This is a genomic window from Pseudarthrobacter arbutini, from assembly GCF_054510915.1.
Window position 1 is genome coordinate 108,494 of the sequence record NZ_JBTNDQ010000011.1, and the last position, 16,258, is coordinate 124,751.

The window sequence follows — 16,258 nt, forward strand, 5'->3', positions numbered from 1 at the left end:
AGAACAGTGCTTACCCGGCGTCGAAACTTTCGTCGCCGTCGTCGTTCGGTGATTTGTTCTTGGTGCGGTCGGTTCCGCTGCCGTCCGGCAGGCCGGCAGCATCCTGTCCGGATTCCGACGAGAAGGGTCCAGAACCCTGCGAATCGGCGTTGGCGTCGTTGATCTCCGCCTCGGCGGAGGGCACGTCGGCGTCGCGCGGGACGGGCGGTTCGCCCGGCTCGAACCCGGGATCGTTCGTGTCACTTTCGGCATGGTGCTGGTCATCGGTCCCGCCGAAACGGCCGGCACCCGGCTCGCCGGCACTGTCCTTGTCCTCCTCATCAAAGTGGCTGAGATTGGGCGTGCCCGTGGCGAATGTTTCACCGTCGGGGCTGTTCTGGTTCAGGCCGGCGGCGTCGAAATCCTCTTCGTCGCGGGGCTGGGCGAACTGCTTGTCCTCCGCGCCGCCCGCCTCCTGTTCCGCCGTCGGCGTGCCGTAGCCGCCCACTTCCTCGTCCGGTTCCGTGCGCTGGTTGTCCTGACTCATGGTTCCTCCTGTTGTGGATGTGAATCTGACGTGCAAACTTCGCTACAGGCCCTTGCCGCCGGTCACCGGCAGCACTGCTCCCGAGATGTAGGATCCCTGATCGGACGCGAGCAGCACATAAGCCGCGGCGAGTTCCGCCGGCTGACCCGCGCGCTGCAACGGCGTGTCCTGCCCGAAGGTGGGCAGCTTGTCCGGCCATTCCGTGGCGGGGATCAGCGGGGTCCAGATGGGACCGGGGGCCACGGCGTTGACGCGGATTCCCTTTGGTCCGAGTTCCTGGGCAAGTGCCTTGGTGAAGGCAACCTGCGCCGCCTTGGTCATGGCGTAGTCGATCAGCCCCGGCGACGGATTAAAGGCCTGGATGGAAGCCGTAGTAATGATCGAGGCGCCGGCTTTCAGGTGCGGAACCGCGGCCCGGGCCGTCCAGATCAAGGAATAGAGATTGGTCTTGAAGCCGCGGTCGAATTCCTCGGTAGGAAGGGACTCGAAACTCTCGCGGTTCTTCTGGTAGGCGGCGTTGAGCACCAAGACATCCAGACCGCCGAATTCAGCCACGGCATCAGCGACGATCCGGGTGCTGAAGTCCTCCTCCCGTCCGTCCCCGGCCAGCAGCAGCGCGCGCTGGCCCGCTTTGCGGATCCAGGCGGCCGTGTCCTGGGCATCTTCCTCTTCTTCCGGAAGGTAGGAAATTGCGACGTCGGCCCCCTCGCGGGCGAACGCGATGGCCGCCGCCTTGCCGATCCCGGAGTCGCCGCCGGTGATGAGCGCGGCCTTACCCTGCAGCGCGCCGCGCCCTTCGTAGCTGAATTCGCCATGGTCCGGCTTGGGATCCATGGGCGCGGTGAGTCCAGGCTGCTTCTGTTCCTGCTTCGGGAAGGGCCCCGAGTAATAGTCCCGGGGGTCTGTGGGTGGGTCTGTCCGTTTCTGCGTATCGCTCATAGTCCACCTCTTCATTGAATCGGTTTTCGAAGGGCTCCGGTCGGCACCGGCTCTACGAAACTATCCCGCCCGGAGGAGCAAGTCCACCGGCCGGAGGAAGTAATCAGTAAACTTATCAAACGTTGCCCTCGGCGCAACTTCAGCCTAGTTTTGGAGCACACGCCTAGCCCCGGAGCAAGGAGAAACATGTCGGATGGGGAGGACTTCACCAGCAGCACCGGCCGGAATGAAACCCGCGAGGAGCAGCTTGACCGGAACTGGGCTGAGTTGCTGCAGGAACTCCGGGTGCTGCAGACCGGGGTCCAGATCCTGGCCGGTTTTCTGCTGACGCTGCCGTTCCAGCAGCGGTTCGAGGACCTGGACGTTTTCCAGGTGGGCCTCTACCTCGTCAACGTGGTGATCGCGGCGCTGACCACCGCCTTTATCCTGCTGCCCGTCAGCGTCCACCGCCGGCTCTTCCGCCAAAGGCTCAAGGAAACCCTGGTCTCCAGCGCAGACACCATTACCAAAATTGCCCTGGCCGGCGTGGGGATGCTCAGTGTCGGGACAGCCGCCCTGGTCTTTGACGTGACAGCGGGCCGCACCGCCGGCCTGACCGCCGGCGGAATCCTGCTGGCGGTCCTTGTGGTGCTGCTGGTCTACGTCCCGCTGCGGCTCAATAAACGCGCAGCCGAACAATAGCCAGGCCAGCAAGCTGCGGGGGGTCCATTCGAAGGAGGGCACATGCGCACGTGGGCCAAGGAACACGGGCTTCTGCTCGCCAACGCCGGACTTTTCCTGGCGTTTTTTGCTGGCATGATCCTCTCCGGAGCTGCCGCGTACAGCGAGGACCAGGCGGCCCACGGGCAGCCGGGAGTCACGGTTCTGGAGTACCTGTCTACGGGCAATTTTGTGGAGGCCACGTTTGAAAACTGGGAATCCGAGTTCCTGCAGATGGCCATGTACGTGATCCTGACCGTGTTCCTTTTCCAGAAGGGGTCCTCCGAATCCAAGCCCGTGGGCAAGGCTGCGCCGCAGGACCAGGATCCGCGCGATGCCACCATCAGCAAGGCCACGCCGTGGCCGGTGAAGCGCGGCGGCCTGGTGCTGAAGCTGTATGAGCACTCCCTGTCCATACTCCTGCTGCTGCTGTTTGTTGCCTCGTTCAGCCTGCACGCCGCCGGCGGAACGTCGGCCTACAACGAGGAGCAGCAAACCCACGGCCAGCCCACCGTCACCCTGTTCCAGTACTTGGCCACCAGCCGGTTCTGGTTCGAGTCCTTCCAGAACTGGCAAAGCGAATTCCTCGCCGTGGCGGTCCTGGTGGGCGCCTCCGTCTACCTCCGCGAAAAGGGCTCACCCGAGTCCAAGCCGGTGGCCGAGCCGCATTACGAGACCGGGGCATGAGCGGCGCGCGTCCAGGCAGCCGCAGCCCAAGCAGTATGCCCAGCGCCGCCGGGGGCGCTTGCCGCCGGCGGCGCGCTTCAGGCGCCTTCCAGAACCTGACTGGTAGCCCAGGCCACGTATTTTGCCGCGTTGGCGACGGCGTCTTCCGGGCTGGCCGCGACATCCAGCAGCTGCGCGGCGGCTACCACGCCGTGCGCCGCGAGGTCCTCGGGCGTCACCAGGATCCGCCCCGCCACCACGATCACCGGGATCCCGCGTTCCCGGGCTGCGTCGGCGAGCGCGATGGGGGCCTTGCCGGTCAGCGACTGCGAGTCCATGGAACCCTCGCCGGTGATCACCAGGTCGGCGTTGTCCAGCTGGCTTGCGAGGCCGGTGAGCCCGGCGACGAGCGCGAACCCGCCTTCCAGCCGGGCATTGGTGAAGGCAAGGAACGACGCCGGGAAGCCGCCCGCCGCCCCGGCTCCCGGGATGTTGACGTCCCGGCCAGTGGCCTCCCGGAGTACGGACGCCCAGTTGCGGAGACCGGCGTCGAGCCGTTCCATTGCCTCGTCGTCGGCGCCCTTCTGGGCCCCGAAGACGTGGGCCGCGCCTGTGGCGCCATAGAGAGGGTTCTGGACGTCCACGGCGATCCTGAATGAGGCGGCGGACAGGCGCGGGTCCAGTCCGGTGGTGTCGAGGGCTGCAACGTCGGCGAGTGATCCGCCGCCCAGCGGAACAACGTTGCCGGTGTTGTCCAGCGGCTTGAGGCCCAGCGCACGCAGGGCGCCGCTGCCGCCGTCGGTCATGGCCGATCCGCCCAGGCCCAGCACAATCTCCGTGGCTCCGGCGTCGAGGGCCGCGGCGATCAGCTGTCCGCAGCCGTAGCTGTGGGCCCGCAGGGCGTTGGCGGGGGTGGGCTCCATCTCGGCCAGGCCGGAGGCCTGCGCCGTCTCGATGACGGCGGTAGCACCGCCGCCGGCGTTCTTCCGGATGGCCCAGGCGGCGCCCACGGGGGCGAGGATGGGACCCACGACGGCGTTGAGCCGCTCCTCGTAGCCGGCCGAAACGGCAGCCTCCAGGGTTCCTTCACCGCCGTCGGCGATTGGAAACTGGTTGGCGACGGCGTCCGGGTAGACGCGCAGCGCACCTTCGGCGATGGCGGCGGCGGCCTCCGCGGCGGTGAGCGAGCCCTTGAACTTGTCCGGAGCGATGAGAATGCGCATGCGGTCCATCATGCCAGCCATGTCCAGGAAAGCGCTTGCCCAATCCGGCATGCGGACAGCACGGGACGCCCCCTACCGGCCGGCGTCGGGATCCTTGGCCTTGAGCACCGCAAAGTAGCCCGGTATGCGGCTGTTCCCCCCGGCGTCCATCAGCGGGTTGGTCTCGATGGTCGCGGCACCGTCCTCCACCAGCGTCCACCGGTCCTTGGGCATCACACGGGCGAGCTCCTCCGGTCCGAAGCGGCCCGGCATGGGCAGTTTCCGGATCGCCAGCTCCAGCGGGGCGGGGATGCTCCGCAGTGACGCACCCAGGTGCGCGACGTACTCCACCGGGTTGCCCTGGAAGTTCGTCTCCGCCAGGAAGAGTGTGCCGCGGGCGCCCACCAGCTGCCTCAGATTTTCCATCAGCGCGGCCTGATCGGCCGGGGTCAGGACGTGCAGCACACCGCGGACAAAGACGTTGGCATCCGTTGATCCCACCAGCCCGGAAGCCGCCCCTGGCTCGGTCATGTCACGCGCCAGGTAGCTGACACCCTCAACGCCCGCCGATTCGTCACGGGCACGGGCCACCGCGTTCGCAGAGACGTCAACACCCAGGACCTGGGGTGAAAACGCTGTCAGCGCGCGGCTGAAGGCGCCGTGCCCGCACCCCACATCCACCACGGGAAGGCTGGGATCGAAGTGCCGCTGCAGGACGTCCCGGTAGCCCAGCAGCTCATGATCCGTGCCGGAGTCCCACAGCACGTCACTCCGGGCGCCCGTCCTGGCGATTCCGGCCCAATACCTGTCCCAGGCCATGGTCCTGTTTTTCGGAGCCGACCAGGACAGCCTGATCAGTTTGGGCAGGATCAAGTACTTCCGCAAGGCGGCGAGCACCGGTTTCGCTGGGGAGGACACCGTACAAATATAGGACGTCAAACAGGCTGCGGCGGTTTGGCCGGGCTGGTCCGTTCAGGCTGTGGCCGCCGGCTCCTTCAGTAGCCAGGCCATGGCGTCGTCGCGGGACGTAAAGAACCGCGTGGGGCAGGGCACTTTGTTGATGCCCAGGATGAAGTTGGCCAGTACTTTGTCAACCGGCGACGCCCCCAGCAGCGCAATGCGGGAGGCCTGGCAGGGGCGGCTAAAAACGGCACGGGCTCCCCGGCTGACCTGGGCCGTGGTGGCCATATCCACCAGCATGGGATGGCGACGGGTCCCGCACAGGTCATTCACGTTTTGCATGGCGGCCTGGGCGTCGGATTCCGAGATGGACACACCCCGCGGCCACTTCAGCTGGATAACACCCTGTTCATCCAGCGTCAGGTCCGCCTTGGCTGCTTCTTCAGGCTGACTTGTCACGATTACCCTCCGCGCATTCTTATAGGAACAGGTGTGCTCCGTCACCCTACAATGTACTCAGTCAGGAGCAAGCAGGTGCTCACTCAGGAGCGAAGGGGGCAGGTTTGCCAGCGGTCACACCACATTTCGCAACCGTGCCATACCTGGCTGTCGTTGCGGACCCCGACGCCGGGCGCCGGGAATTCACCACGGCGGCCCTGGAGGCGGCGGGCTTCACGGTCAAAACTGGCGGCGACGCGGCCAGCCTGTCGGCGCTTCTGGACGAGCGCGAGCCCTCCGTCCTGATCCTGGACAGTTCACTCTCCGACGTCGACGCGACCGCCCCTGTGCTGGTCCTCGTGGATCTCGACAGTCCGGCAGAGGTCAAGTCAGTGGAGCATGCCGGCGTACGGGACTCGATCGCCAAGCCGCCTGCTGCCAAGGAACTCGTCCACCGCGCCACAGCCCTTATCAACCTGGTCTCCCGCCGGAATGAAGCGCGGCAGGAAGCGGAGACGCTCCGCGAAAGGCTGCGGCAGGTATCCGCGGCGGTCCGCGGAACCAACCATCCGCAACAGATCGCCGACTTTGTGGTCAGGGGGTTCGGCGAGACGTTCGGCGCGGACCGCGTCTGGCTGACCACATTCGACGACGACAGGGTGCCACCCATCACCGCCCAGTGGCAGCGGCCCGGCCTGGCTCCGCTGCCCGAAGGATTGTTCACGGACGAAGGCCCGGTGCGCAGGACGGCCGACGTACTGTGGTCGCGGGCTGAGGCACTGACGGCGGACGGAGCGTCCGCACCGCTGGGCACCGGCGACGTCCAACTGCCGGCCGAACTCGCGAAACTACGCGCCGCCGCATCCGTGGCCGTCCCGATGGGGGACGGCAGCACGTCCCTGGGAATTATTTGGATCGCCCTGCTTAACTCGCCCAGGGAATGGTCGCGGGCCGAGCTGGCACTGATCCAGCACGTGGCCGGCAATACCGCCCACGGCCTGATCCAAAGCCACCTGATCACCAGCCAGCAGCAGGTGGTCAAGCAGCTCCAGCAGCTGGACAAAGCCAAAACCGACTTCCTGGCCACCGTCAACCATGAGCTCCGCACGCCGCTGACATCGATCATGGCGTACCTGGACATGATCCAGGAGAATACGTCCGATCCCGTGTCCAGCGAGGTCCACCAGATGCTGGACATTGTGGTCAGGAACACTGAACGGCTGCGGTTGCTGATCGAAGACATGCTGAGCGTTTCCCGCAACGGGCATGAACAAAGCCCGCTGCACCTGACCCCTGTCCGGCTGGCTCGGACTCTGGAGATCGTCACCGCTGCGCTCAGGCCGCTCGCGAAAGTGCAGAACGTCGCCATTGTGATGGCCCAAGCCTCGGAGGATCAGGAAATCCTTGCCGATGAGGTTCAGCTGCAGCAGGTTTTCACGAATCTGGTCTCCAATGCCATCAAGTTCACCCCCGGCGGCGGACAGATCGATGTCGTCAGCCTGACGCGGGCAGATGCAGACGGCACCCGCTGGGCGACGGTCAGCGTCTCGGACAGCGGGATAGGGATCTCCAGCGACGAGATAGCCCATATCTTCACCCGCTTCTACCGCGCCTCGAACGCGATGTCCGGGGCGGTTCCGGGCACCGGACTTGGGCTCGCCATCACGCAGGACATCGTCCAACGCCACGGCGGCCGCATTGACGTAACCTCGGAGCTGGGCGTTGGCACCACTGTCACCGTGAACCTCCGCCTTGGAGCCCACGCGTCCCACGGAACCTGAACCCGGAAAGGAGGCACCAGATGTTCGCTGACGATGACCCCAGGCTCTCCCAGCTGCTCGATGGCATCGTCAGGCTCGCCTCCGGAGACCTCCAGTCGCGGATAGAAGTATCGCCGGCCCGGGACGAGCTCGACGCCATCATCATGGGCACCAACCTCCTGGCCGAGGACCTGCAGATCATCTACGAAGAGCTTGAGCAGCGTGTTGAGGTCCGCACTCAGCTGCTGCACGAAGCCCACCGCGAAATGCAGATGATGGCCATGCAGGATCCCCTCACCGGCCTCGCGAACCGCTCAGCGCTTCTGTCCGCGCTGAAGTCCGCCCAGGACCACGACGGCGATCCCCTCAGCCAGCCCGTCATCCTCCTCCTTGACCTTGACGCCTTCAAATCCATCAACGACACCCTCGGCCACACTGCCGGCGATCAGGTCCTGATCACTGTGGCGCAACGCATCCGCAGCGCCGTCCGTACCAGCGACGTGGTTGCCCGGCTGGGCGGGGACGAGTTCGCCATCGTTATGCCGGCCACGGGCGCCGACCAGGCCTCCGTCGTAGGCCAGCGCATCCTGGCCGCCATCAAAGAACCCATTGACCTGCCTGACCGGACCGTCCGCTGCGGGGCGAGCGTAGGACTCAGCGTCGGGGCGGCCGGGCGGAGGGCCGAGGACCTGCTGATGGAGGCCGATGTGGCCATGTACGCCTCCAAAGCCGAGGGCCAGAACCGGCTCCACGTCTTCGAACCCGGGCTCCTGCTCATCCGGAGGCTCCGCAGCCAACTCCTTGAGGATCTCCGGGCCGCCATCAAGGGCAACGGCCTGGTGCTGCACTACCAGCCCGTGGTTGAACTGGGCACCGGGCGCATTGAAGGGGTGGAAGCCCTGATCCGCTGGGACCACCCCACCCGCGGCCGCATCATGCCGGACGAGTTCATCCCGCTGGCAGAAGATGCCGGCCTGATCTCCGAACTGGGCCTGTGGGTGCTCAACACGGCTGTAGGCCAGCTACGCACCTGGGTTGATGCCGACCTGGTGGACAGCCGGTTTTCCGTCCGGATCAACATCTCCGCGACGGATCTGCAGAGCCTGCAGTTCATCGAGGACGTCCGCGCCGTGCTCAAGGAGACAGGCGTCCGTCCCGAGCAGGTTGTCCTGGAGCTGACCGAAGCGGCCATCGTCAGGGGCAACGACCTGGACCGGTATTCCCTGGGCGGGCTGCGCGGGCTGGGGGTCGGGATCGAGATCGACGACTTCGGTACCGGATACTCCTCCATCAGCTACCTGCGCCGGCTCCCCGTGGACCGGGTCAAAGTGGACCGGTCCCTGATCGAGGGCCTGGGCACAGACCCCAGCCAGCCGGCACTGGTGGCTGCAGTCCTGCAGTTGGTGCGCGCCTGCGGGCTCGAAGCCGTGTGGGAAGGCGTGGAAACGGCGGAACAGGCCGAGCACCTCCGGAACCTCGGGTGCCTCAGCGCACAGGGCTATTTCTTCAGCAAACCCGTCCCGCCCGAACGGATTCCTGCGCTGCTGGCCAAAACTTCTTCCGAAAGTAATAGAGGTTGATCGATTAAGGGCTGCGCTTTTGGATCATCCCGATATACCATCAAGTTGCGGTATCCGATTCTTCGAGGCCAGGAAGATCGGCATTAATCAGAAGTAGCGCATTCCGAAGGCAACTGGAAATTTGAAAATAAAGGGGCCAAGGAGCCATTACTTCGTCAACTGGGGGCGTTGCTAATGACGGTTCGCGTACAAGCTTGGGGAGTTATTGCGGCGGTTTTGGCGGATTCCGATCCTGCCGGCGCGGCAATACGTCAGCGCCTTAGCAACCGCTTGGGGGAAAACCCCGGCATGCCGGAACGGGCCCTGCTGGAATATCTTCTGGAACGCCGGCAACAGGACACCACAGACGCGGATACGCCCGACACCGCGCGCTTCCCGCAGCCTCCCAGCGCCATGCCGCCACAGGTGGCCGAGCAGCTGGATTCCCTGCGCAGCCTGTCGCGGATCAGCGCGCTACTGGAAAACCAGATGCTGATGACCGCGTTCCAGCCCATCTACGGCCTCGAGTCCAAGGCCGTTGTGGGCGTAGAGGCGTTGTCGCGCTTTGTCAGCGACGACGGCGCCAGCGCGGAACTCTGGTTCGCCGAGGCGGCCGCCGTTGGATTGGGCGCCAACCTGGAATTCTCGGCACTCGCGTCCGCAGCCGCCGCAGCCGCAAAACTCCCCCCGCACGTCTATGTCGCCCTGAACATCTCCCCCACGTCATGTCTGGATCCCCGGCTGCCCGAATTGTTCGACCACATCGAGCTGCCAATAGACCGCATTGTGCTCGAATTGACGGACGGAATTCCGGACGAGGAATACTCGCATTTCGTTTCCGCAATTACGCCGCTCCGGGAACGCGGGCTGCGCATTGCAATCGATGATTCACACCCCGGCGCGGGCGCCCTCAGCCGGATGCTCCATCTGCGGCCCGACTTCATCAAGCTGGGCAGGAACGTGATCAGCGGCGTGGACACGGATACGTCCCAGCACGCCCTGGCCGCTTGCCTGGTGGACTTCGCGGAGCAGATCGGCAGTATTCTGGTGGCCGAAGGTGTTGAAACCACCGAGGAACTGATGGTCCTCACCGAGTTGGGCTTCAGCGCCGGCCAGGGCTACCTGCTGGGCCGGCCCTCGGTGCAGCCGAAGGATTGGGCGGCATGGAATACGCCGCTTGACCCCGACGGGCTCCGCCGCCTCGCCGCCGCAGCCGATCACCCCCACGGTCCCGGCGGCGCTGACTGACGGGGACCGCGCGGCGGCACAGCGGGTGCCGGCACGTTCGAAAACGGTACCCTCGACAACGGCAGGCTCGACAACGGCACGCTCCAAACCGGGTCAGCTGCCCTGCCACTCGCCTCGCTCCTGCAGGACCTGCTTCAGCAGATCCGCGCGGTCCGTCACGATCCCGTCCACGCCCAGGTCAAGCAACCGGTGCATCTCGGCAGGGTTGTTGATGGTCCACACATGGACCACCAGGCCCAGGGCGTGCGCCCGCCGCACATAGGCGGGCGTCACCACGCGGATCGCCCCGTACCGGACCGGAACCTGCAGGGCCTGGACATCCCGCAACGGACCCCGCAGCACAAAGCGCAGCCACGCGGCCGGGAGTACCGGCCCCAGCAGGACGAACAGCGCGTTCGTCACCATCCCTGCCGACGACGCCACCGGACGGCTCAGCAGCCTCAGCACCGCCCGGCGTCGTCGGTCCGAAAAACTTGCCACCAGGACACGGTCATGTGCGGCGTGCCGTTCGATGCCGGCGGCCAGGCTTTGCACGGAGTTCCAGTCTTTGACGTCCAGGTTCAGCCGGGCGGCCGGGAAGGCCATCAGCAGGTCATCGAAGAGCGGCACGGGCTCGCGCCCGCCGATCCGCGCGGTGGAAACCTCGGCGGCGGTTAGCTCGGAAATCCGGCCACGGCCGTCAGTGACCCGGTCCAGGGTGTCGTCGTGGAAGAGCAGCAGCACGCCGTCGGAGGTCGTGTGCACATCCGTCTCGAGGTACTCATAGCCAAGTTGGGCGGCGGCCCGGAAGGCGGCCATCGAGTTCTCCAGCCCCTCCCGCGAGAATCCACGGTGGGCCATGGCGATGGGATGCGAAGGACGGGCAGCACCGCCGGAAGCATCAAAAAACGGCTCAGTCACGCTTGTGAGCGTACCGGAGCACCTGGGCTAAGCGTCCTGCGGCACAATCTCCACGCCGTCACTACAGTGCAGCAGCGTGCGGCCATGGCCGTCGTCGAGATCCACCCACACAGCGGTGTGGTCCCACGTGATGGCGTCCACGAACCCGCTCGTTTCGTATCCCGGGGCGCGGCGGACGCGCACGCGGTCGCCCTCTTTCAGTGCCTTCCAGTGCGCAGCCGGCTCTGCCGGGCGCAGCGGCGCTTCGGCCGCGCGTTGATTGCCGTTCCTTGCCATGACTTCCCCTTTAGCCGCGGATGTGTATCCGTAGCCCACGGTAGGTGGCAAACGTGAACGGAAGGTGAGCGGAAGCTGTGAATTCCGGCTATGGCGCCGGGATCAGGACAGCTCTACCCCCAGCGCAGCGAGCCTGGCCTCGAGGATCTGGGCAACGCCGTCGTCGTCAAAGTGGGGTGCCTGCTGCCCGGCGGCGCTGATGGCGTCCGGATGGCCGCTGGCCATGGCGTACCCGTGGCCTGCCCAGCGCAGCATCTCGACGTCGTTGGGCATGTCCCCGAACGCCACGACGTCGGCCGCGTCAATGGACAGGGAGTTGGCGTATTCGGCCAGGGTGACGGCCTTGTTGACGCCGGGGAGGGACAGTTCCAGCATCGCCACGGTGGGCGCGGAGTGCGTGGCGGACGCCAGATGGGCGACGGCGGGCCGCACCGCGGCCAGGAAGTCGTCCGCGGTGCCATCCCTGACAATCGCCAGGAACTTCACGACGGCGTCGTCCGGGGTGAGCGTTTCGGCCAGCGGGGCGGGGGTAAATTCGGCCAGCAGCTCGCTGGAACCGTTCTCGATGAAACCGGGCTCGAGATGGAATCCGCTCAGCGTTTCCGCGGCGAAGAGAGCGGCCGGGCGCAGTTCCTTGATGATCCGCCGCAGTTCCAGCACAGCGTCCATGCCCAGCGTCCGGGCGGAAACCAGCCGGTCCGCTTCGAGGTCCCACACCACGGCGCCGTTGGAGCAGATGACCGTGCCGGTGTGGCCAAGCTGTTCCTCCAGCGGGTGGAGCCAGCGCGGCGGGCGGCCGGTGACAAAAACGAGCTCGATACCGGCGTCCCGGCAGGCGTGGAAGGCCCGGACGGTGCGGTCGCTGATCTTTCCGTCGTGCCCAAGAATCGTTCCGTCAATATCACTTGCTACCAGCCGCATCCTGCCAGTCTACGTGGAGCGGCGGGCTTCCCGGGCCGTGAAGCCTCCTCCCTGGGGCTGGCCTCTTGGAGTCGCCCGACGACGTTTTTTGACGCCGCGCTACGTTCTGTTGAGCCTGCACGTCGTTGCGTGAACGTCCGTGTCCGGTGCCGTTGTGGGGCGTGGGGGCCGTCCGTAACCTCATCTTCAACATCTCCGCAAGCAAAGGAAATACCGTGACAACTCCCCCGGATAACACTCCGCAAAACCAACCGGCCGCCACCCGCATCGTGGCCGGCCAGGCTTCCGCTCCCAAGCGTCCGCTGGGCCTGAAGATCGGCATCGTGGCCGGCATTCTGGCGCTGGTCGGCGGCGGCGTGGCCGTGGCCTCGGCCGTCTCCGGCAACAACGCCGACACCTCCGCAGCGACCTCTGCCGCACCGGCCGGCAACCCGGCAGCAGAGCTCAAACTCGGCTACTTCGGCAACGTAACGCACGCACCCGCATTGGTGGGTGTCAGCCAGGGCCACATCGCCAAAGAACTGGGCGATACCAAGCTCAGCACGCAGGTCTTCAACGCCGGGCCCGCCGCGATCGAAGCACTGAACGCCGGCGCCATCGACGCCACCTACATCGGCCCCAACCCGGCCATCAACTCGTTCGTCAAGAGCGGCGGGGAGTCCATCAGCATCATTGCCGGCGCGGCTGCAGGCGGCGCACAGCTGGTGGTCAAGCCGGAAATCACCTCCGCCGCGGACCTGAAGGGCAAGACGCTCGCCTCGCCGCAGCTTGGCGGCACGCAGGACGTGGCGCTCCGCGCCTGGCTCGCCGCCCAGGGCTACAAAACCAACGTGGACGGCAGCGGCGACGTGGCCATCAACCCCACCGAAAACGCCCAGACGCTGAAACTGTTCCAGGACGGAAAGCTCGACGGCGCGTGGCTGCCTGAGCCCTGGGCCTCCCGCCTCGTGCTCACCGCCGGGGCCAAGGTCCTGGTGGACGAAAAGGACCTCTGGGACGGCTCACTCTCCGGCAAGGCCGGCGAGTTCCCCACCACCATCCTGATTGTGAACAAGAAGTTCGCCGCCGAGCACCCGGACACCGTAAAGGCGCTCCTTAAGGGCCACGCCAAGTCCGTTGACTGGCTGAACAGCGCTGCTGCCGCCGAGAAGGCCAGCGTCATCAACGCTGCCCTCAAGGAAGCGGCCGGTGCCGAACTGAAGGCCGACGTGATCGAGCGGTCCCTGAAGAACATCGTCTTCACTGTGGATCCGCTCGCCGGAACCTACCCCAAGCTGCTCAAGGACGGTGTGGAAGCCGGCACCACCAAGCAGGCGGACATCAACGGCATCTTTGACCTGACGGCCCTGAACGAGGTGACCGGGCAGAAGACGTCAGCCGCCGGACTCGGCAAGGAATAGCCCGCGTTCAACCCGCCCGCTTGCCTGCAACTTCTCCGGATTGCAGACAGTGGGCGGAATTTTCGCGATCCCTCAGGGTTCCTTTTCGAGCCGACCGGCCGGGTCGATAATGACCCTATGGTTCGCTTCACCGCCGACGTTCAGCTGCGGGGCTCCAACCCATTCGTGGACGTCCCGGCGGCAGCTGTGGCTGAGCTGCTGCCGCTTGCGGAGCATGGCCGGATCAGGGTGACCGGCACGCTCAAGGGTGCGGAGTTCAACGCCACGGTGATGCCGGGCAGGTCCGGCCAGCACGTCCTGTATCTTTCCGGCGGCCTGCGGACGGCAACGGGCGTGCGCGTCGGGGAAACGGTCACAGTGGACGTTCACGCGCTCGGCTCCGACGAGGTCATCCCGCCCGGAGATTTGGCTGCCGCCCTGGACGCGGCCGTGGGAGCGGCTGGCAACTGGGGGCAGCTGCCCGTTTCGCAGCGGCGGGAGCTGATGCGTTTCCTCGAGGACGCGCGGACCCCGTCGACGCGGGCGCGCCGGGTTGAACAGCTCGTGGCCCAGGTGCTGGGCGCGGACGTCCCGCCACCGGGCCGGCGCACTGGCCGCGCCTTGTGGACCTGCCCCTCTTGCGGACGGCAGTTTGTCACGCGGAACATGAACCATTCCTGCTCACAGCACACCCTCGACGAGCCGTTCCGCGGCAGGCCAGCCAGCATCCACCGGCTGTTCGAGGTGGTTCGCCGGACGGTTGAGGCGATCGGCCCGGTAACGCTTGTTCCGTACCGGGACCGTGTCGCCTTTATGGTTCGGGTCCGGTTCGCCGGGGTCAAACCCGCGAACAAGTGGCTCGATGTGGAGTTCTGGCTCACGCGCCGGGTTGAGTCGCCCAGATTCCGACGGATCGAAACGCTGTCTCCGTACACACATCTGTACACGGTGCGCGTGACCGAGGCATCCGACGTCGACGGCGAACTTGCCGCCTGGCTCCGCGAGGCCTACGCGGTGGGCTGCCAGGAGCATCTGCGCTCATCGGTTGCTCCGTAGACGCCCTTTTGGCCCCTCAAAACGGCGTGTACGGAGCAATCGATGAGGAAGGCTCTCCTACTCCGCCGGAACCGCGTTCAGTTCGGCGCGCGTGGGCGGGTTGGCGCCCGGGCGGGAAACCGTGACGGCCGCGGCGCGGGCAGCGTGGGCCAGGAGTTCGGCCAGGCCCTCGGCCGGAAGCTCGCGCAGGTCCTTCCGGTTCTGCGCACCGTCCAGGCCTCGATCCACGATCCCCGAAAGCAGCGCGGCCATAAAGGAATCACCGGCGCCCACAGTGTCGGCCACTTCCACGCGAGGCGCGTCAATCGCGGCTTCACCGGCGGCCGTAATCCCCCACGGACCGGCCGCGCCGCGCGTGACCACCACCAGGGCAGGCCCCTCGGAACCGCCCAACGACAGCCAGCGGCGCGCTGATTCCAGCACGTCCACGCCCGGGTACAGCCACTCCAGGTCCTCGTCCGACGCCTTGACCACGTCCGAAAGGGTGACAAATTTCTCCGCCTGCCGCCGCGCATAATCCACGTCGGTGATGATGCTGGGCCGGCAGTTGGGATCGAAACTGATCGTGGCGGCGGGGTGGGCGTGCTCGACGGCGGCGAGCACCGCTGCGGCGCCCGGCGCCAGCATCGTGGCGATGGAGCCGGTGTGCAGCAGGGTGGTTCCCTGCAGCATAAAGGCGAGGCGGTCCGCCAGGCCGGGAAGCTCCCAGGCGAGGTCGAACGTGTAGGTGGCGGCGCCGTCGTCGTCAATTACGGCGGTGGCCACGCTGGTTGGCAGCTCGTCGGGGCCCAGCGGCAGCATAACGGAGCTGGAGCGCAGGTGCGCCGCCACCGAATCCCCGTAGGCGTCGCGGCCGTAACGGCCGACGAACTGCACGGGATGGTCGAGGCGGGCCAGGCCCACCGCGACATTAAGGGGACTGCCGCCCACGTGGGCTTCGATTCCGGAGGCGCGCTGGACAACGTCAACAAGGCCCTCGCCTATAACTGTGAGCATGGTCATACTCTGCCAGAGATGCGCCCGCCTACACAGGCGTGTTACGCGTCGCCTACCATGGAGATATGACATCCCATGTCATCCAGCCAATGACGGCTGCCATGCCCGACGTCGAACACGTCCTGGCGGTCCGCGGCACCGGCGGCTACCGGCGGCTACCGGCAATACAGGATCCCCGCCCTCGCGGTCTCGCGGCAGGGCACCCTGCCGGCGTCGGCGGCAGTTTTGTCCTGGCCGGGCACCCGGTCCTGGGTCACCGCTACGCGGGCGGACACGTGGGCCACTTCGCTTCCCCGTATGCGTTCCACGAGGGCCAGGCTATTCGCTGCGTCTGCGGCGGCGCCGGGCATGTTGAGGCCATCGCCTCCGGCCCGCCATCCACGAGGCGTACGTGCGGCTCGGCGGCAAGGAACCGGCGCTGGACGCCCGCGGTGTCTTTGCCCTCGCCGGCGACAGCGATGCCCTAGCCATCCAGGCGGTGGGCATGGGCGCCTCTGCCGCCGGCCAGGCCGTGGGCGGACTCGCCAACATCCTGGACCCCGAAGTGGTGGTGGTTTCCGGCGGGCTCTCCGACGCTGGCGCGCCCTGGTGGCGTCCCATGGAACGCGCCCTGCGCGCCGAACTCCTGCCCGCGCTGCTCGGCCTCCCCGTCCTTCCCGCTAAACTCGGCAACGCAGCAGCAATGGTGGGCGCCGCGCGACTGGTCCTCACCACCACTCCGTCCTGACACCGTCGTCCCAAGCACCACGCCCCACCCTGATCTTCAGCCCGCTCCGCCAACCTTCCAGAGGAA

General features: G+C 66.5%; 18 protein-coding genes. 9 read left to right on the forward strand and 9 right to left on the reverse strand.

The features are described from left to right. Positions 1-10 precede the first annotated feature (10 nt). The gene (locus ACX80V_RS13995; protein WP_485843650.1) at positions 11-526 is read right to left on the reverse strand and encodes a hypothetical protein; all 516 of its coding nucleotides are present in this window, start codon (positions 524-526) and stop codon (positions 11-13) included. Between the two features lie 42 nt (positions 527-568). Next, positions 569-1,465, reverse strand: coding sequence for an SDR family oxidoreductase (locus ACX80V_RS14000; protein ID WP_485843651.1), 897 nt, complete (start codon positions 1,463-1,465; stop codon positions 569-571). Between the two features lie 186 nt (positions 1,466-1,651). Here ACX80V_RS14000 and ACX80V_RS14005 point away from each other — a divergent pair, with 186 nt between their 5' ends. Both ACX80V_RS14005 and ACX80V_RS14010 read left to right on the forward strand, forming a co-directional pair. After that, positions 1,652-2,146, forward strand: a complete 495-nt coding sequence (locus tag ACX80V_RS14005) for a DUF6328 family protein (protein ID WP_485843652.1) — start codon at positions 1,652-1,654, stop codon at positions 2,144-2,146. 42 nt (positions 2,147-2,188) lie between these two features. Beyond that, positions 2,189-2,851 carry a DUF6766 family protein gene (locus tag ACX80V_RS14010; RefSeq protein WP_485843653.1) on the forward strand — a complete coding sequence of 221 codons (663 nt, stop codon included), beginning with the start codon at positions 2,189-2,191 and terminating at the stop codon, positions 2,849-2,851. Between the two features lie 77 nt (positions 2,852-2,928). Here ACX80V_RS14010 and ACX80V_RS14015 read toward each other — a convergent pair whose 3' ends face one another. From ACX80V_RS14015 to ACX80V_RS14025, 3 genes are all read right to left on the reverse strand, one after another. Next, entirely contained in the window at positions 2,929-4,053 is a 1,125-nt protein-coding gene (locus ACX80V_RS14015) for a glycerate kinase (protein WP_485843654.1), read from the reverse strand. A gap of 72 nt (positions 4,054-4,125) precedes the next feature. After that, positions 4,126-4,929 carry a class I SAM-dependent methyltransferase gene (locus ACX80V_RS14020; RefSeq protein ID WP_485843708.1) on the reverse strand — a complete coding sequence of 268 codons (804 nt, stop codon included), beginning with the start codon at positions 4,927-4,929 and terminating at the stop codon, positions 4,126-4,128. Between the two features lie 75 nt (positions 4,930-5,004). Next, on the reverse strand, positions 5,005-5,391 hold the full coding sequence (locus ACX80V_RS14025) for a DUF7793 family protein (RefSeq protein WP_485843655.1): 387 nt from the start codon (positions 5,389-5,391) through the stop codon (positions 5,005-5,007). 134 nt (positions 5,392-5,525) lie between these two features. Here ACX80V_RS14025 and ACX80V_RS14030 point away from each other — a divergent pair, with 134 nt between their 5' ends. From ACX80V_RS14030 to ACX80V_RS14040, 3 genes are all read left to right on the forward strand, one after another. After that, on the forward strand, positions 5,526-7,151 hold the full coding sequence (locus ACX80V_RS14030) for an ATP-binding protein (protein ID WP_485843656.1): 1,626 nt from the start codon (positions 5,526-5,528) through the stop codon (positions 7,149-7,151). A 20-nt stretch (positions 7,152-7,171) separates the two neighbouring features. Then, entirely contained in the window at positions 7,172-8,710 is a 1,539-nt protein-coding gene (locus ACX80V_RS14035; RefSeq protein WP_485843657.1) for a putative bifunctional diguanylate cyclase/phosphodiesterase, read from the forward strand. Between the two features lie 288 nt (positions 8,711-8,998). After that, positions 8,999-9,937 (forward strand): EAL domain-containing protein, encoded by a 939-nt coding sequence (locus tag ACX80V_RS14040; RefSeq protein WP_485843658.1) that lies wholly within the window; start codon positions 8,999-9,001, stop codon positions 9,935-9,937. 93 nt (positions 9,938-10,030) lie between these two features. On the opposite strand, the gene ACX80V_RS14045 is transcribed toward ACX80V_RS14040, so the two are convergent. The 3 genes from ACX80V_RS14045 to ACX80V_RS14055 all read right to left on the reverse strand — a co-directional run bounded on the left by ACX80V_RS14045 (position 10,031) and on the right by ACX80V_RS14055 (position 12,034). Continuing rightward, positions 10,031-10,837 carry a glycerophosphodiester phosphodiesterase family protein gene (locus ACX80V_RS14045; protein ID WP_485843659.1) on the reverse strand — a complete coding sequence of 269 codons (807 nt, stop codon included), beginning with the start codon at positions 10,835-10,837 and terminating at the stop codon, positions 10,031-10,033. Positions 10,838-10,864: 27 nt separating this feature from the next. Then, positions 10,865-11,113: a hypothetical protein gene (locus ACX80V_RS14050; protein ID WP_056347627.1), complete on the reverse strand. Its 249-nt coding sequence runs from the start codon at positions 11,111-11,113 to the stop codon at positions 10,865-10,867. A 102-nt stretch (positions 11,114-11,215) separates the two neighbouring features. Continuing rightward, entirely contained in the window at positions 11,216-12,034 is an 819-nt protein-coding gene (locus tag ACX80V_RS14055; protein WP_058930441.1) for a Cof-type HAD-IIB family hydrolase, read from the reverse strand. A gap of 215 nt (positions 12,035-12,249) precedes the next feature. On the opposite strand from ACX80V_RS14055, the gene ACX80V_RS14060 reads away from it, so the two are divergent. Next, positions 12,250-13,434, forward strand: coding sequence for an ABC transporter substrate-binding protein (locus tag ACX80V_RS14060; protein WP_485843660.1), 1,185 nt, complete (start codon positions 12,250-12,252; stop codon positions 13,432-13,434). Positions 13,435-13,551: 117 nt separating this feature from the next. Then, positions 13,552-14,469, forward strand: a complete 918-nt coding sequence (locus ACX80V_RS14065) for a DUF1905 domain-containing protein (RefSeq protein ID WP_485843661.1) — start codon at positions 13,552-13,554, stop codon at positions 14,467-14,469. 57 nt (positions 14,470-14,526) lie between these two features. Here the strand turns inward: ACX80V_RS14065 and ACX80V_RS14070 are convergent, their stop codons facing one another. Further along, complete coding sequence (locus tag ACX80V_RS14070) at positions 14,527-15,465, reverse strand: PfkB family carbohydrate kinase (protein WP_485843662.1); 939 nt, start codon at positions 15,463-15,465, stop codon at positions 14,527-14,529. A 65-nt stretch (positions 15,466-15,530) separates the two neighbouring features. On the opposite strand from ACX80V_RS14070, the gene ACX80V_RS14075 reads away from it, so the two are divergent. Continuing rightward, positions 15,531-15,932, forward strand: a complete 402-nt coding sequence (locus tag ACX80V_RS14075) for a hypothetical protein (protein WP_485843712.1) — start codon at positions 15,531-15,533, stop codon at positions 15,930-15,932. Next, entirely contained in the window at positions 15,857-16,192 is a 336-nt protein-coding gene (locus tag ACX80V_RS14080; protein ID WP_485843663.1) for an ROK family protein, read from the forward strand. Before ACX80V_RS14075 ends, ACX80V_RS14080 begins: the two co-directional genes overlap by 76 nt. Positions 16,193-16,258 lie beyond the last annotated feature (66 nt).

Excerpts from the sequence above, each read along its gene's own strand:
- ACX80V_RS14010 (WP_485843653.1), top strand. The coding sequence starts at position 2,189 with ATGCGCACGTGGGCCAAGGAACACGGGCTTCTGCTCGCCAACGCCGGA.
- ACX80V_RS14065 (WP_485843661.1), top strand. The coding sequence starts at position 13,552 with ATGGTTCGCTTCACCGCCGACGTTCAGCTGCGGGGCTCCAACCCATTC.
- ACX80V_RS13995 (WP_485843650.1), bottom strand. The coding sequence starts at position 526 with ATGAGTCAGGACAACCAGCGCACGGAACCGGACGAGGAAGTGGGCGGC.
- ACX80V_RS14005 (WP_485843652.1), top strand. The coding sequence starts at position 1,652 with ATGTCGGATGGGGAGGACTTCACCAGCAGCACCGGCCGGAATGAAACC.
- ACX80V_RS14070 (WP_485843662.1), bottom strand. The coding sequence starts at position 15,465 with ATGCTCACAGTTATAGGCGAGGGCCTTGTTGACGTTGTCCAGCGCGCC.
- ACX80V_RS14055 (WP_058930441.1), bottom strand. The coding sequence starts at position 12,034 with ATGCGGCTGGTAGCAAGTGATATTGACGGAACGATTCTTGGGCACGAC.
- ACX80V_RS14050 (WP_056347627.1), bottom strand. The coding sequence starts at position 11,113 with ATGGCAAGGAACGGCAATCAACGCGCGGCCGAAGCGCCGCTGCGCCCG.
- ACX80V_RS14015 (WP_485843654.1), bottom strand. The coding sequence starts at position 4,053 with ATGCGCATTCTCATCGCTCCGGACAAGTTCAAGGGCTCGCTCACCGCC.
- ACX80V_RS14000 (WP_485843651.1), bottom strand. The coding sequence starts at position 1,465 with ATGAGCGATACGCAGAAACGGACAGACCCACCCACAGACCCCCGGGAC.
- ACX80V_RS14075 (WP_485843712.1), top strand. The coding sequence starts at position 15,531 with ATGACATCCCATGTCATCCAGCCAATGACGGCTGCCATGCCCGACGTC.
- ACX80V_RS14035 (WP_485843657.1), top strand. The coding sequence starts at position 7,172 with ATGTTCGCTGACGATGACCCCAGGCTCTCCCAGCTGCTCGATGGCATC.
- ACX80V_RS14040 (WP_485843658.1), top strand. The coding sequence starts at position 8,999 with ATGCCGGAACGGGCCCTGCTGGAATATCTTCTGGAACGCCGGCAACAG.